Origin of the sequence: Vibrio astriarenae (assembly GCF_010587385.1) — a bacterium.
Lineage (GTDB): Bacteria > Pseudomonadota > Gammaproteobacteria > Enterobacterales > Vibrionaceae > Vibrio > Vibrio astriarenae.
Genome location: NZ_CP047475.1, coordinates 2,559,045 through 2,572,833, shown reverse-complemented (window position 1 = coordinate 2,572,833; position 13,789 = coordinate 2,559,045). Strand labels below are relative to the sequence as shown.

Below are 13,789 nucleotides of genomic sequence, written 5' to 3'. Positions count from 1 at the left end.
ATTATGGAACTTTCAGTAACAGTATCTGAACTACGTTACGCACTAGATACCTTTTTCTTCCTCATTTCGGGTGCGTTAGTGATGTGGATGGCAGCAGGCTTTGCCATGCTTGAGGCCGGTCTTGTTCGCTCAAAGAACACGACAGAAATCTTAACCAAGAACGTTTGTCTTTACGCTATCGCTTGTACTATGTACTTGGTGGTCGGCTATCACATTATGTATGTCGATAATGGCGAAGGCGGTTGGTTGCCATCATTTGGTGCGCTAATCGGCACTCAAGGTGAAGGTGCAGACCATTCATTAGAGTCTGACTTCTTCTTCCAAGTTGTATTCGTTGCTACAGCAATGTCAGTGGTGTCTGGCGCGGTAGCTGAACGTATGAAACTTTGGTCTTTCCTCATCTTCGCAGTGGTACTAACAGGCTTTATCTACCCAATGGAAGGCTACTGGACTTGGGGTGGCGGTTTCCTAGCAGAGGCAGGCTTCAGTGACTTTGCTGGCTCAGGTATTGTACACATGGCGGGTGCAGCAGCAGCACTATCTGGCGTACTACTGCTAGGTGCTCGTAAAGGTAAATACGGCAAAAACGGTGAAATCTACCCGATTCCTGGTTCAAACATGCCTCTAGCAACATTGGGTACATTTATCCTGTGGTTTGGTTGGTTCGGCTTCAACGGCGGTTCTCAACTAATGGTATCTGATTTCGAGAACGCGACAGCAGTAGGTCAAATCTTCTTGAACACCAATGCAGCAGCGGCAGCAGGTGCAATTGCAGCGCTACTTGTTTGTAAAACGACTTGGGGCAAAGCTGACCTAACAATGATTCTTAACGGTGCGCTAGCAGGTCTTGTTGCTATCACAGCTGACCCACTATCTCCATCGCCATTGGCTGCGGTAAGTGTGGGTGCGGTATCAGGTGCGCTAGTGGTATTCAGTATCATCGGTCTAGATAAACTTAAGATTGACGATCCAGTAGGTGCTATCTCTGTTCACGGTGTGTGTGGTTTCTTTGGCCTGATGGTTGTTCCATTAAGTAACGGTGACGCAACGTTCGGTGCTCAGCTTCTAGGTGCAGTTGTTATCTTCGGTTGGGTATTCGCAGCAAGTCTAGCGGTATGGGGCGTACTAAAAGCAACAATCGGTATCCGTGTAACGGAAGAAGAAGAGTTGGAAGGTATGGACATGCACGACTGTGGTGTTGGTGCTTACCCAGAGTTTGTTACGGTTAAGTAACTCGATATAACTAAAACTTCTAAAGCTCGCCATAAACTGGCGGGCTTTTTTTTGTTTTTGATCATTGCAAAACAAAGTTTACTAAATATAATAACGAAACTGATAAACATTATCATTAACAATTAATCGGCGCATTTTCGCCGTCATGAAATAAACGGACGACAGACAATGAAAAAACTGCTTACTCTCTCTGCACTAGCATGTGCTTCAATCGCACCTTCAGTGATGGCTGCAGGTGAGGTGAATGTTTACTCTTACCGCCAACCATTCTTGGTTGAGCCAATGTTCAATGAGTTTACGAAAGAGACTGGCATCAAAGTCAATGTTATGTTCGCGAAACAAGGTATTGCTGAGAAACTGGCTCAAGAGGGTGAATACAGCCCAGCAGACGTACTGCTTACGACTGACATCAGCCGTTTGGCAGAACTGACAGACCGAGGTCTAGTTCAAGTCGTTGAAAGTGACGTGATTGAAGGTAATGTTCCTGCACAATACCGTGATAACGAAAATGAGTGGTTTGCACTGACTCTACGTACTCGTAACGTGTACTCGTCACGCGATCGCGTAGGTAAACTTGGCGCAGAATTTAATTATGCAGACCTAGCGAACCCAGAGTTCAAAGGTAAAATCTGTACTCGTCAAGGTAAGCACCCTTACAATGTATCACTGGTTTCTTCGATGATTGCACACCACGGTGAAGCGGAAGCGAAAGCGTGGCTTGAGGGCGTAAAAGCCAACCTAGCACGTAAGCCTCAAGGCAATGACCGTGCACAAGTAAAAGCTATCCGTGAAGGCCTATGTGATGTCTCTCTGGGCAACAGCTACTACCTAGGTAAGATGGTTAATGATGCTGAGCAAAAAGCCTGGGCAGACGCGGTATACATCAACTTCCCGAACCAAGAGACAGAGGGTACTCATGTAAACGTTTCTGGTATGGCCATGGCGAAATACTCTCCTAACCGTGACAACGCTCTGAAATTAATGGAGTTCCTAACTGCCGATAAAGCACAACAGCTTTACGCAGAAGTGAACTACGAGTACCCAGTGAAAGAAGGTGTGAAGCGTTCTGAGCTCGTCGAGTCTTGGGGGGACTTCAAAGCAGATAGCATCTCTTTGGATGAAATTGCCTCTTACCATTCAGCGGCAATTCGTCTTCTAGACGAAGTGAAGTTTGACCTTTAATGTCATCTAGGGGTATAACTGTACCCCTAATTTTATAAAGGTCTATGAGAGTCATTCTCACTAGCATCACATTCTCATACTAGTTGATGAAACAAAGTAATTATTTATGGAAAACCAGCAGCTTTGCCCTCGCATTGCTGCTGGTTTTGCCTATTTTAGCCATTTTTTATACCGCCGTTAGCGAAACAGACGACATCTTTGGTCATCTTATGTCTACGGTGATGCCAACCTATATCTCCAATACGCTGCTTTTGGTGGCGGGCGTGATGTTTTTGTCATTGGTTTTCGGCATCCCTTCCGCTTGGCTTATGGCGATGTGTCGTGTTCCGGGGGAAAAAGTGCTGCAGTGGGCGCTGGTTTTGCCGCTGGCAATGCCTGGATACATCGTTGGTTACATTTTTACTGACTGGTTTGATTTTGCCGGCCCCGTTCAGATATTCCTGCGTGATATCACTGGGTGGGGACCAGGCGAGTATTGGTTTCCCGACATTCGCACGCTAGGCGGTGCGACTTGGGTTCTATCACTGGTACTTTATCCTTACGTCTATCTTCTCGCTCGCGCTGCTTTCATGGAGCAGAATGTCTCTTTGCTTCAATCTGCTCGCCTTTTGAAGTGCTCTCCTTGGGAAAGCTTTGTACGAATTTCGTTGCCGTTGGCAAGGCCGTCGATTGCGGTGGGCTTGTCACTTGTCGCCATGGAAACCATCGGTGATTTCGGCGCGGTGAACTACTTCTCCGTCAGTACTCTTACTACCGCTGTTTACGATACATGGCTTGGCTACTCAAGCTTGTCAGCAGCCGCTAAGATCTCTGCAGTAATGCTGGTCTTTGTGCTTGTCCTGCTCAGTGCAGAGCGCTACAGTCGCAGGCGTCAAAAGCTATTTCAAACCACATTTAGTAGCCATGAAGACTTTCGCTATGAGCTTAGAGGCTGGAAAAAATGGCTTGCGGTTGCATGGTGTTGGGGCTTGGTATTGATTGCGTTTATTCTTCCTCTCGGGCAACTTGTGAAGTATGCGTATATCTACTTTGATCAGAGTTGGACAACGGAATTTAAGCAGTATGCCTTCAACAGTTTGTATGTTTCTGTGGTGGCAGCAGTCATTGCAACTGCGATTGCAATCATTGTGAACTTTAATCATCGCCTCAAAGCGAGCAAGTCGAATTTGGCGGCCATTCGTTTTTCTTCAATGGGCTATGCGGTACCTGGTACTGTACTGGCCATCGGTATTCTAGTGCCTGTGATCGCGATGGATCATATGGTGAATGACTTTGCGCGGTGGATGGAGTGGGGCAGACCCGGCTTAATCTTCTCTGGCTCAATGTTTGCCATTATTTTTGCTCTAGTTGTGCGCTTTTCGGCGGTCGCGATTGGTAGTGTTGAGAGCAGCTTAAATAAAGTGTCACCATCTCTAGATATGGCATCACGCACCATGGGCTGTAACTCTAATTTTATGCTGTGGCGTGTGCATCTGCCTTTGATTCGCCGCGGTGCATTGATTGCTGGGCTATTGGTGTTTATTGAGTCGATGAAAGAGTTGAATGCAGCGATTCTGCTGCGTCCGTTTAACTTTGAAACACTGGCGACGTATGTGTATAACTTCGCCTCAGATGAACACCTAGAGCTTGCGGCTTTACCAGCTATTTTGCTCGTGGTGGTGGGGCTTATCCCACTTGTTGTTGTCAATCGCTCACTAGAGCATACCCATTAACACTTTGGAGTCGATGCTATGAGCTGTGCATTATCGGTTAATCAATTAACGTGTCAGTATGATGACCAAACGGTTCTAGAGAACCTCTCTCTGTTGGTTGACCATGGTGAAATTGTTTGTCTTTTGGGCGCAAGTGGCTGTGGTAAAACCACGCTACTAAAAGCCATTGCTGGATTGATTCCCCTGTCAGCAGGGCAAATGAGCCTAAACTGTATGACCATTGATGATGGTGAGAACTGGGTACCACCCGAGCAGCGCAACATAGGCATGATCTTTCAAGACTATGCGCTATTTCCACATCTTACCGTGGCGCAAAACATCGCTTTTGGTTTGCGTGAACTCACCAAGTCACAACAGGCCGAAAAGGTTGCGGAGATGCTGGAGTTGGTACACCTGACTCCGTTTGGTGATCGCTACCCGCACCAACTTTCTGGCGGTCAGCAACAGCGTGTTGCTATTGCGCGCGCTTTAGCCTACAAGCCCGATTTGTTGCTACTCGATGAGCCGTTTTCTAATATCGATACTCAGGTTCGCCATGAGTTGATTGGTGAAATTCGTCGCTTGTTTAAAAAGCAGGGTGTGACGGCCATTTTTGTGACTCACTCCCGCGAAGAGGCCTTTGCGTTTGCGGATAAAATGGCAGTAATGAACCAAGGGGTTATTGAGCAATATGGCACGGCATCCGAGCTGTATTTCGAGCCTTCAAGTAAGTTTGTTGCTGACTTCTTAGGTGGTGGTAGCTACTTACCCGCAGAGCGCTTGGCAGATGATGTGTTTGCTACTCGCCTAGGCAATATAGAAGCAAAAGCGCAGGATGACATTACAGTAGGTGCTCGCTGTGAGTTGTTATTGCGTCCACAGCATGTGGTGATTACGCCTTCAGAAGAGAGCCAAATAGAGGTTATTGAGCAGCAGTTCATGGGAGATCACTGCCGCTATGTGATTGATATTGATGGTCATCGTTTGCTCGCTACATCGCCACAACCACTGGTTCGTGGCCAGTCGGTATCGGTTGAGGTCGATATGCAAGGCATCTTGGCTTACCACGCCAAATAGGCCCATATATAAAAAGGCCCAGCCGAATGGCTGGGCAAGTGTGTCCTTCACCTATAGGAGTATGACAGGATAAGTACTTCTAACTCATAGAGCTAGAAAGTCCTTAAATTGTTGAAGGACACATTCGGCAGTTTCTTTATCTTGCATTTCCGCAAAAATTCGCAGTAGTGGTTCTGTGCCCGAGAAGCGAGCAATCACCCACCCACCGTTTTTAAAGTACACCTTAGCACCATCGTCATAGCTGACTTTCTCTATTTCAAAAGCAAAGTCAGGCAGTGCTTTCTCTACATAGATCTTGTCAAAAATGCGCTGTTTTTCACTTGGCTTAAACTGACAGTCACCTTCAGCCATATAGGCGTAGCCATACTTTGAGTAGATTTCATTTAGCAGTTCAGAGAGCTTCTTGTGTGTCACTGAGAGCATTTCCACCAAAAGGCTTGAGGCAAAAACACCATCTTTCCCCTTGATGTGGCCTCTAATTGTCAGACCTCCGGAGCTTTCTCCCCCAATCAGAGAATTATCCTCCTCCATCTTCGAGCTAATATGTTTGAAACCAACCGGTACTTCAAAACACTGTTCGCCGTGATCTTCTGCAATCTTATCGAGAAGGTGGGTGGTCGCGAGATTGCGCACCACTGAACCTGTCCAGCCTTTATATTCCAGTAGGTAGTAGTACAGCAGCATCAACACTTCATTAGGGTGAATAAAGTTCCCTTTCTCATCGATAATACCCAAGCGGTCAGCATCCCCATCGGTGCCGATCCCTAAGTCGTAACCTTCACTGGCCACCAGGTGTTTAAGACGATAAAGGGTGGCGGCACTAGGAGACGGCATTAGGCCACCAAAATCAGGATTTTTGCCATCGTTGATCACGTCGACATCGCAGCGCCCATTGATCAAAACGGTTTGCAGCGCATTTTTTGCCACCCCAAACATAGGGTCGATAAGCACTTTGAGGTTGGCTTTTTTGATCGATTCAATATCAATGAACTCGATAATAGAGTCGACAAACTCATTCATTGGGTTGATCACTTCAATCAGCTGTTGCTCAATCGCGATCTCAAATTCTATTGTTCGTACATCGGCCTTCGTCAGATAGGCGATTTGAGCTTCAACTTTTTGAGTGATGATTTCATCGGCGTCACGGCCGCCTTCAATAAAGATTTTGATGCCGTTGTAATCTGCTGGGTTGTGAGAGGCGGTAATACATGCTGAGTAGGCACAGTTCATCTGCTTCGCCTTAAACATCACCACTGGAGTAGGCACAAATTTATCGATGAAGCTGACTTTGATTTGGTTAGCCGCAAGAACTTGAGCAAACCACTTTCCGGCTTTATCTGAGAGAAAACGGCGGTCGTAACCCACGACAAAACCGCGTTCAACCACCTTTTCATTGGTTAAAATATTGGCAACAGCTTGTGCGACGAGTTCGACATTGTCGCGGGTGAATTCTTCGCCGATAAACGCGCGCCAGCCACCAGTTCCAAATTGAATCATGATTCTATTCCTTATATCGAGAGCGACATCTTCGATGTCGCTCATAGGGTCGTTAGCCTAGAGTGACAACAACATGGTTGGTGCTGCCAGGTGCATAAATGGGTACAGCGCCGTTGATAGCGTCACCATTGACCTCTATCGACGCCACTCCTTTGCTCACCCCCTTCGGATTAAGCACTTTGATTTCATACGTGGCACCTCGCCATTGACGGGTGATACTGAACTCTGGCCACTCTGTCGGAATACATGGGTCGATGGTGAGGCCATCAAAACCAGTACGTACACCAAGGATAAAGTTGGTGACCGCGTAGTAGGCCCAGCCTGACGTGCCCGTTAACCATGGGTGGTTAGCGCGTCCGTGGTCTTGATGGTCACGTCCCATTACAAATTGCACATAGGAGTAGGGTTCAGCAATGCGCTTTTCAATCATGTCATTTTGGTTATACGGGTTGAGCGCATCATAGAATTTCATTGCACGATCGCCGCGTCCCAATTTTGCTTCAGCAACCCATGCCCAAGGGTTAGGGTGAGAGAAGATAGCTCCGTTCTCTTTTACCCCTTGGTAAACTCGAGTAACAAAACCAATGTCGTCATTTGGCGTTGCAAACGATGGGGCGTTCAGATGCAATCCGTATTCAGAGAACAGGTTTTCATCCACCGCATCCATCGCTTTTTCGCCACGCTGTTGTGACACCGCACCAGAAAGGACGGCCAATGTATTGGACTCAAGATGAACTCTTCCCTCTGTTTGTTGGGCGGTACCGATCTTGTCACCGTCTTTGGTTAAACCGCGGATATACCACTGCCCTTCGTCATCCCAAAGATGGGTTTCACATGCTTCTCGAACGCCTTCGGCCATGGCACGATACTTTTCAGCATCGTCTTGCTCACCACGATACTCAGCAAGCTCAATGAAGGATTCTAGCGCCCAGTAATGAAGGAAAGAAACCATGGCTGACTCACCACCGCCCAGGTTGAGGCAGTCATTCCAGTCGGCGCGAAGCCCTTTACAGATGCCGGTTTGACCAACATATTCGGCAGAGAAGTCGAGTGCGGCCTTCATGTGTTCATAGACGCTTGCTTCACCCCCATCGGCATAAGGAATGACTTGATCAATAAAGCTCTCTTCGCCCGTCTCTTTGATAAAATTACAGATAGTTGGAACGAGCCACAGGTGATCATCAGAACAGGTGTCTTTGATGCCGTGGATCTTATCTTCGTCGGATGGGGTAGGTACAACCGTTGGCGATTTTGAGGGGGCGACATCGGCTTTTTCTGGATCGAACCAGTCAGGATCAAATAGGTGTAAACCATAGCCCGCCTTCACTTGACCACGTAAGAGGTCGACGAGGCGTTTACGTGTCATCTCTGGGTTAGAGTGAGGGACCGAGATCGCATCTTGTGCAGTATCTCGATAGCCAAGTCCGGTTCTTCCGCCCACTTCAATGAAAGAAGCAAAGCGCGACCACACCACACAGGTTTCAGCTTGATAGAGGGTCCATGTATTGATCATGGTATCTAGGCCTTGGTTTGGTGAGGAGACTTGGAACTTGTTACAGCGCTCATCCCAGTGGGCCTTAATTTGAGCAAATGCAGCATCAACATTCGCAATGTCTTGGAACTTCTCTCGCAGTCTTGCGCCGTTGCCTTTACCAATGCCAAGAATATAAGCAAAGCGCACCTCTTCACCCGGTTGCAACGTGAACTGTTTGTGCAAAGAGCCACAGTGGTTGTAACAGGTCTGGGCTGTGTTTGAGCAACGCCCTTGCTCAACAGCAATAGGATTGGCCTCGTCGCGATAAAGCCCCAAGAAGTTATCTCGTTGACCGTCGTAAGAGTCAGGAGAGAAAGTTGACGCTAGATAGTAGAAGCCCTCAAATTCATCGGTGTTGTAGTAAAGGTCGTACTCAATCACCCCATCGTTGTACTCAGTACCAGCAGAGTAGAGTGACATTTGGTGGTTTTGATTATCTGACTGGATATGGCTGAAAGAAAACTCTACAAATGAGAAAGCACTGATGGTGCGTGGGGTGTCAGAGGTGTTTTTGATCACCACGTCCCACACTTCGGCGTCTTCACCTTTGGGAACAAACAGAGTTTTGGTGGCGTGAATACCGTTGTAGTCACACTGAAACTTTGAGTAAGAAAGACCATGGCGAACCTCATAGGATGCCTCATCAAGGCTTTTTGCTACCGGCTGCCACGAAATTGACCAGTAATCACCGCTGTGATCATCGCGCAGATAGACATAGTGACCCGGGCGGTCAAATGAGGCATTGGGTCTAAACTTAGTGACACGGTTGTACTCTGGTGAGTTGTAGAACGAATAGCCGCCAGCATTATGTGAGATAACCGTACAAAACTTTTCGGTGCCGAGGTAGTTTGTCCATGGGGCAGGGACATCTGGTCTGGTGATGACGTACTCTCGGTTTTGGTTGTCGAAATAGCCGTATTTCATTGTCATTTCCTTGTTCGTGTGCTGCTCAGGCAGCGATAAATCTGCAAATTAGCGTGGGCAAGCTAGGCTTGCCATTAGTGTTTGTGTCAGTGAGCCCAGGGTGGCCTATAGGCAATATTTTGTTGTTCCAGCCTTGGGAGGTGTCCTTTAAGTCTGGCGAGGTAATTGGACCAATTGCGTTGCTGGTTGCTACTCCACATCACCTCTGCTAGCGCGGTAATGCGCGGAAACAGCATGTAGTCGAGTCGCTCTTGATTCGGTACAATTTCGCACCAAATCGCAGCTTGGATACCCTGTACGCGCTTATGGATAGGGTCTCGCTCATCAATACTGGCTAGCGGTTGATAGTGATAGGCGTGCTCAAGTGAAATGGCGTTCGCCCAGTCGACACCGGGTTCATTCGTGCATTCTGATTGCGCCATATCGAGGTAGGTGTATTGCGCTGGCTGCAAAATGACATCAAAGCCTTGTTTGGCGCAGTCAATGGCCGCTTGCTCACTGAGCCAGGAGTAAATAACCGTGTCTTTACTCACCTTGTTACCATGCTGAGCTTCTTCCCAGCCAACCATACGCTTACCAAGGTTTTTGAGCTTCTGTTCAGCGTAACGAAGAAGGTGACCTTGAAGCTCAAGAGGAGATTGGTAACCCTGTTCAGCCATCATTTGTTGGCAGGCAGGGCTATCGGTCCAAACGCCTTTAGGCACCTCATCAGCGCCAATATGAACCCACTTTGCAGGGAATAGCTCTGCGATTTCAGTGAGTACAATATCAAGGAACTCATAGGTCCCAGCGAGCGCGGGAGAAAGCACATTATCGGTGTAGCTCTGTACACTGCGATATTGAGAGAAATCATTACCATCCACTAACATCTCTGGAAGAGAACGAATCGCCGCTCGACAGTGCCCCGGAATATCGATTTCAGGGATAACGGTAATGCCACGTTGCTGCGCATAGTGGATGACATCCTTTATCTCTTCTTGGGTGTAATAGCCGCCATAAGTCTGTGCCGCGTGGCTGAACTGTGGAGCAATGGGTAATGTCGGTCCCCGCCAAGCACCAATATCGGTGAGTTGCGGCAACGCTTTGATTTCAATACGCCAAGCTTCATCGTCGGTTAGATGCCAGTGAAAGGTGTTGATTTTGTAGTGGGCCAGTTGATTGATGAGTCGCTTGACACTCTCTAGCGAGTGAAAATGGCGAGCACAATCGAGCATAAAGCCGCGGTAGTTAAAGCGTGGCTGGTCTTGAATGGTCAATAGCGGCAAACGACATTCACCGTTGGAGCGTATTGTGAAAAGCTGCAGTAAAGTCGCGCTAGCGTTATGAAAGCCAGCTCGATCATTGGCTTCAACGCGGCAGCCAAGCTCGGTAATGGTAATTTTATAGCACTCGCTTTCCAGAACCGGGTTGAGCAGAAAATCGACACTTGGATTAGCATCAGATGGCACTCGATTTAAGCTCAAACCGAGCAGTTGCAGCGCTTCGGTTTGCAGCCAGTTCAGGGCGTTATCTGCTTGCGGGTGACTAGAGATAAGGTTGAAAGTTCGTCCAAGTTCCAAATAGCCCTGAGTCTCAGTTTGCTTTAATGGCTTAGGAATCAGAGCGATGCACTCCTCGTTTACGTCGTCAATCGATGGTGTGTGAGTTATCGGTTCAAGCAAAACAAAAGGCGTCAGCGTAACCGGCAGTGTCTCGTTTGATTCCTTGATATCAATGGAAGCGTCTTTCAATCCATCGGTCAGGTAGCGCAGCGGGAAAGTCACGACGTCAAATTCAAAGTACATGCTCGTGTTTGCCTGCAACAGAGGAGAGTGAGGGGTGTACTGGCAATAACTTCCAACCTGAGAAAAGTCCCCTTCTTTGACGCTGCTCGGGGTAATGAAACGATCAAAAATGAAGTTGAAGCGCTTAATGGTAATGGTATCGTCACTCAGGTTGTGCAAGGTCACAGCCAAACGACTGAGATTCTCTTGTTGCGATACAACATTAAAGTCTACTCGATAGCTCATAACTCACCTCAATATAGGTTATGTTCAGGGCGACCCGCGAGCATGATTGCTCCCTCAATCGCGTCGAATTGAGGTTCAACAATCCACTGCTGAATCGGCGGCGAAAGCCAAGGTAAGATACGCTGTGCAATACTGCCCATTAGGCAGATGCGAGTCGCCCCTTTGGTAATTAAGGCATTGAGGAACATCTCGATATCTTGTGCGGTTTGTTGAAGGAGGCGAACCGCTAAAGTGTCTCGCTGCTCTGCAAAGTAAAACACTCTTGGACAGAATTGGCCGTAGTCACGAGGCAGAGCTGTTTTAGACCAAGCAACGATGGCATCGATATCGTTGTTAAACTCACTCATCACTTCTTGGCCGAGCGGGCTATCAGGAACAACGCCATCTTGAATCAGTAGCACTTGCTGAATGAGATGCAGCCCCATTACCGCACCACTCCCTTGGTCTGAGATGGGGAATTCTCGCCCCCCAACCACATGCTGTTCACCATTAAGTAGCAAAAGGCCACAAGACCCAGTGCCGGCAATCATGATGGCGCCATCGTCACCATTGTGTGCGCCTAGACAAGCGCCGTAGGCATCAGTGTTGAGAGTGATTGATTTAAATGGGTGTGTTAGGCACTTGAATGCTTGCCAAGCATCACGCTGCTCGGCACCAGCTAAAGCGAGGCCCACATGCATGTAGCGATAATCATCTATGGTCAAGCTGGCTTGAATCGCCGCTTGTGTAATGGCCTCAATGACTGAGCCCATTGCCGACTCCACCCCTAATAGAATATTGGCACTACCGGTTTTTGCTTCTCCAAGTAGGCGACCTTGATTGTCACGAATGCGCGCGCGACATGAGGTCCCCCCCCCATCAATACCGACATAATATTCAATCATTTATCTGCTCCTACCGAGAGTATGCTTTGGGCAGTAATCGCCAATAGGAACCAGCCTGCATGAGGAATCCACTGTTCACCCCAACGCCAGTTCTGCAGCATGTCGTCTTTTTGATTTTCAGGGTTAAAAGCGATGTCGCGCTCATTTTCGAAGCCAGCGGTAATGCCATTACAGATACCGCCACGAGCATTACTAAAACCCAATTGCGGTAAATAGTTGGGGTTGTTTTGACCGTGCCCATCGAGCATGCACATGTTGTAAGGGTTAGAGCCTAAGACCCAATCGATGGCACGTTGTGCATATTCATTGAGCGCTTCACGAACTTGTACTGAATCAATGGTGTCTTGAACGAGCCAAGCCATGGATGCAAGTGAGGCTAGACGAGCATTTTCACCCTGCCACCAGTAGCCTGACTCATTGTTGTGAGCGATAAAGAACGCCTCTCTTTTTTCTTCATCTACGCCTTTGACATATTGGCGAGGATAGCCAAATGGGTTGGCGACCTTATGAGTGATGTCTAGTTCAAATTGACATGCTTGCTCAATGACCGTTTGCACTTGAGCAGCTAACTGAGTGTCTGATTCAATGGTGAGAAATTCATTGAGAGCAATGACGGGTAGCCCAGCATCGGACGCGTGATAGTAAGGGCGAGAGCCATCTTCATTGGCAGACCAGTAATTTTGGATGTGTTGATCGGAGACTTGACGTTCAACCAAGGCGCTTGCCCATGAGCGAGCTTCATTAAGATAGAAGTCGATATCGGTTGATTTGTAGAGCTCGACACTAGCAAGCAAGGCACAATATTCATCGATGATGTTCTCCTCACCATCATCTAGGTAATCAAGGTTATGAGTTTTAAGATGGTGATAGCCTTGCTCCGCCGCAATGAGGTAGTCGTTACTGGTGTAATCTCCCGTTTCACCGAGTTGATATACAAGAGCGAGTGACGCAATACTCATACCTGCACCTTGGCGAAATGCCGCTTGATAATCGGAAGATTTGTGTCCCAATTGAGTCGCGTAGGCACAGATTTCTCGCTGCTCAGGGTCTTTGCTCCATTTATCAAAAACGGTCATATAGAAAAAGCCATCGGGGTGTTGCATACGATAGAGAAAATCGACGCCATACAGCGCTTCATCAAACAGCCGTGTGCGACTGAATTTTGCAAACTCTGCTTTGTCTTTCAGCAAGCTTGCCGCTTTTAACATGTTCCAAGCCACCATCGGGGTTTGCTGTGGATTGAGATAGTTCGCGTAGGATAAGTGGCTGAGGTATTTGCTCACATCACCCGATGCGTCATACCAACCACCATGAACATCGACTTTCTCATCAGAGCCGTAGAGCTTTGCCTTCGTGTCTTGTCGCTCAAACTCTCCAGAGCAGCGTTGAGATTTGAAGTAGTGAAGAACATCGGAAAATGTGCGCTGAAAAAGCAAGTCTTCGCCGATGGTAAATCGCTCAGATTGTGCATCGTGGGCACGTAAGTAATATTCACCTGTCTGACCAAAGTGCGAGAAGTCGACTGTTGCAAATTCACCTTGGTGCCAATGGTCACAACATCCTGAATGAGTCACCGCTAGCTGCAGCTGCACTTGGTTTGTCTGCGCACAGACAAGGTCGAGTGAGGTAATCGGCTCAGCGCTTTCTAGCATGACGACCCCAAGTTTAGGACTAGCCGGGGTGTAGCCGATGTGGTTTATCAATAGTTTCATTTACCCTCTCCGAGGCATTTGAAAAGGGGAGGGGTGAACCTCCCAT

Annotated in this window: 9 protein-coding genes; 4 read left to right on the top strand and 5 right to left on the bottom strand. The window is 47.9% G+C overall.

Going from position 1 to position 13,789, the window contains the following annotated elements; translation table 11 throughout:
- Positions 1–3: 3 nt before the first annotated feature.
- The 4 genes from GT360_RS11945 to GT360_RS11930 all read left to right on the top strand — a co-directional run bounded on the left by GT360_RS11945 (position 4) and on the right by GT360_RS11930 (position 5,183).
- Positions 4–1,233, top strand: a complete 1,230-nt coding sequence (locus GT360_RS11945; RefSeq protein ID WP_164649094.1) for an ammonium transporter — start codon at positions 4–6, stop codon at positions 1,231–1,233.
- A 168-nt stretch (positions 1,234–1,401) separates the two neighbouring features.
- Positions 1,402–2,415, top strand: coding sequence for a Fe(3+) ABC transporter substrate-binding protein (locus tag GT360_RS11940; RefSeq protein WP_164649093.1), 1,014 nt, complete (start codon positions 1,402–1,404; stop codon positions 2,413–2,415).
- A gap of 86 nt (positions 2,416–2,501) precedes the next feature.
- Positions 2,502–4,127 carry an ABC transporter permease gene (locus GT360_RS11935; RefSeq protein WP_164649092.1) on the top strand — a complete coding sequence of 542 codons (1,626 nt, stop codon included), beginning with the start codon at positions 2,502–2,504 and terminating at the stop codon, positions 4,125–4,127.
- An 18-nt stretch (positions 4,128–4,145) separates the two neighbouring features.
- Positions 4,146–5,183 carry an ABC transporter ATP-binding protein gene (locus GT360_RS11930; protein WP_164649091.1) on the top strand — a complete coding sequence of 346 codons (1,038 nt, stop codon included), beginning with the start codon at positions 4,146–4,148 and terminating at the stop codon, positions 5,181–5,183.
- A gap of 84 nt (positions 5,184–5,267) precedes the next feature.
- On the opposite strand, the gene GT360_RS11925 is transcribed toward GT360_RS11930, so the two are convergent.
- The 5 genes from GT360_RS11925 to GT360_RS11905 all read right to left on the bottom strand — a co-directional run bounded on the left by GT360_RS11925 (position 5,268) and on the right by GT360_RS11905 (position 13,743).
- A complete protein-coding gene (locus GT360_RS11925; protein WP_164649090.1) occupies positions 5,268–6,680 on the bottom strand; it encodes a phosphoglucomutase/phosphomannomutase family protein in 1,413 nt (470 codons plus the stop codon).
- A gap of 52 nt (positions 6,681–6,732) precedes the next feature.
- Positions 6,733–9,138, bottom strand: coding sequence for a glycoside hydrolase family 94 protein (locus tag GT360_RS11920; RefSeq protein ID WP_164649089.1), 2,406 nt, complete (start codon positions 9,136–9,138; stop codon positions 6,733–6,735).
- An 86-nt stretch (positions 9,139–9,224) separates the two neighbouring features.
- A complete protein-coding gene (locus GT360_RS11915; RefSeq protein WP_164649088.1) occupies positions 9,225–11,147 on the bottom strand; it encodes a beta-N-acetylhexosaminidase in 1,923 nt (640 codons plus the stop codon).
- A gap of 8 nt (positions 11,148–11,155) precedes the next feature.
- The gene (locus tag GT360_RS11910; protein WP_164649087.1) at positions 11,156–12,031 is read right to left on the bottom strand and encodes a glucosamine kinase nucleotide-binding domain-containing protein; all 876 of its coding nucleotides are present in this window, start codon (positions 12,029–12,031) and stop codon (positions 11,156–11,158) included.
- Entirely contained in the window at positions 12,028–13,743 is a 1,716-nt protein-coding gene (locus GT360_RS11905) for a glycoside hydrolase family 9 protein (protein ID WP_164649086.1), read from the bottom strand. The genes GT360_RS11910 and GT360_RS11905 overlap by 4 nt, the downstream gene beginning before the upstream one ends.
- Positions 13,744–13,789 lie beyond the last annotated feature (46 nt).

Excerpts from the sequence above, each read along its gene's own strand:
- GT360_RS11945 (WP_164649094.1), top strand. The coding sequence starts at position 4 with ATGGAACTTTCAGTAACAGTATCTGAACTACGTTACGCACTAGATACC.
- GT360_RS11940 (WP_164649093.1), top strand. The coding sequence starts at position 1,402 with ATGAAAAAACTGCTTACTCTCTCTGCACTAGCATGTGCTTCAATCGCA.
- GT360_RS11935 (WP_164649092.1), top strand. The coding sequence starts at position 2,502 with ATGAAACAAAGTAATTATTTATGGAAAACCAGCAGCTTTGCCCTCGCA.
- GT360_RS11930 (WP_164649091.1), top strand. The coding sequence starts at position 4,146 with ATGAGCTGTGCATTATCGGTTAATCAATTAACGTGTCAGTATGATGAC.
- GT360_RS11925 (WP_164649090.1), bottom strand. The coding sequence starts at position 6,680 with ATGATTCAATTTGGAACTGGTGGCTGGCGCGCGTTTATCGGCGAAGAA.
- GT360_RS11920 (WP_164649089.1), bottom strand. The coding sequence starts at position 9,138 with ATGAAATACGGCTATTTCGACAACCAAAACCGAGAGTACGTCATCACC.
- GT360_RS11915 (WP_164649088.1), bottom strand. The coding sequence starts at position 11,147 with ATGAGCTATCGAGTAGACTTTAATGTTGTATCGCAACAAGAGAATCTC.
- GT360_RS11910 (WP_164649087.1), bottom strand. The coding sequence starts at position 12,031 with ATGATTGAATATTATGTCGGTATTGATGGGGGGGGGACCTCATGTCGC.
- GT360_RS11905 (WP_164649086.1), bottom strand. The coding sequence starts at position 13,743 with ATGAAACTATTGATAAACCACATCGGCTACACCCCGGCTAGTCCTAAA.